Source organism: Haloferax sp. s1 (assembly GCF_058382125.1).
This window is the reverse complement of sequence record NZ_JBZRPK010000143.1, coordinates 1-1,371: the sequence shown is the minus strand read 5'-3', so window position 1 is coordinate 1,371 and position 1,371 is coordinate 1. Positions and strand designations below refer to the sequence as shown.

Below are 1,371 nucleotides of genomic sequence, written 5' to 3'. Positions count from 1 at the left end.
GCATTTAGACTACAGACATTTGCAGAATACGCAGTACCCACCACCCAGTTGGTTCAGTCGAACATCGGTAATACACATAGTGGTAGAAGTTGAACACATCCTCTATATCCCGCATGACCTCACAGGGTATCCGCGGCTTAAGGCTACAATTGAGCCAAGCTTTCGAGCATCATTGTTTCCTTGAATAGTCGATTCTCGGAAGTTCTCGCACCGAACTCATCTCCGAACCTCCCAGTAACCGAAGCGCTCGACGAACACCATGAAATAGGTGACGAGGAGAAGAATCGCGACGAACAGAAGCGGGAAAAGCTGCCCCACCAAGGTGATGAACTCCGACGCCGTGTCTAACACCATCTCATATCCTCCTCGGGTAGTAGCCGGCTGCGCCCCAGATGATGTGGGTGAAAATCATCACGGACATCGTCACCGTCGCCGACCAAGTGGGACCCGGCCAAAGGCCCAACATATGGGAGAGTGGGATTGCCAGCGCCGTCAGTATCGTCAGAAAACCAAAAGTCCATCCCCCCATAGGGCGGTGAAGATCTCGCTTGATTGCACCGAGCAATTTACCGCTCATCGTCGCTTCCTCCTACCTCGTGGTTCGTCGAGGCCGTCGCCATTCTCCCGAACGTGCATCCAGCCGAGCGCAGTTCGGAGGTAGTCAATATGGATGGCCATCTCACGATGAGTGCGTCCGGGGGACTCACCGCTCATTCTGTCTCGCCTCCTGGATAGTCACTTGAACGGCGTCCATCTCGCCGCGCTGGAGACCCACTGCGATAAACTGGGCCACGCGCTGCGCGACTGCTTCGAGGTCGCGTCCGTCATCAACGGGGGCGTAGAACTGCGCTGAACGCCCGGTTGGGGTCGCGTTGTTGACTTGTTGACTTCGCTCTTGGGACTTCACGCGGACAGCACCCCCTCGTGGCTTTCACGGATATCGTTGGCATGGAGTCGAAGCCCTTCCTCGATATCGTAGAGATGTGCATCCGGGTGGGGGCGACGGGCTGCGAGTTCGTCGGCTTCACAGAGCATCAGATTCTCTGCGTCGGTTAGTAAACAAGCGAGTCTATACGCCTGCTTGGCTTCGTCTAACTGTTTCTCGCTCATCTACCAGGCCCTCGAAGTTCGTCCTCGTGGCCGCAGTTCGGATACTTGACTTTCTGACCACCGGGTTTGCCCTGCACCGACACCCACCGGTCGTGGTCGCATTCGGGACAGATGTACGGAACGACGAAATCGCTCGTACGGAACGACGAAATCGCTCACTCTCGACCCTCCAGAATCTCGACTCGTTTCTCGTAGTACTCGCGCTCGGCCTCGAGGAGATCGAGCTGCTTGTTGACGTCAGCAGGGTGCTCAACCGACACC

General features: G+C 56.4%; 4 protein-coding genes. All 4 read right to left on the bottom strand.

The annotated features are described in order from the left end of the window. Positions 1-216 precede the first annotated feature (216 nt). Entirely contained in the window at positions 217-354 is a 138-nt protein-coding gene (locus QT222_RS01065; RefSeq protein WP_491476021.1) for a hypothetical protein, read from the bottom strand. A 219-nt stretch (positions 355-573) separates the two neighbouring features. Further along, entirely contained in the window at positions 574-714 is a 141-nt protein-coding gene (locus QT222_RS01060) for a hypothetical protein (protein ID WP_491476020.1), read from the bottom strand. Then, the gene (locus QT222_RS01055) at positions 704-907 is read right to left on the bottom strand and encodes a hypothetical protein (RefSeq protein WP_491476019.1); all 204 of its coding nucleotides are present in this window, start codon (positions 905-907) and stop codon (positions 704-706) included. Before QT222_RS01055 ends, QT222_RS01060 begins: the two co-directional genes overlap by 11 nt. After that, positions 904-1,110: a hypothetical protein gene (locus tag QT222_RS01050; protein WP_491476018.1), complete on the bottom strand. Its 207-nt coding sequence runs from the start codon at positions 1,108-1,110 to the stop codon at positions 904-906. The genes QT222_RS01055 and QT222_RS01050 overlap by 4 nt, the downstream gene beginning before the upstream one ends. Between the last annotated feature and the right edge of the window lie 261 nt (positions 1,111-1,371).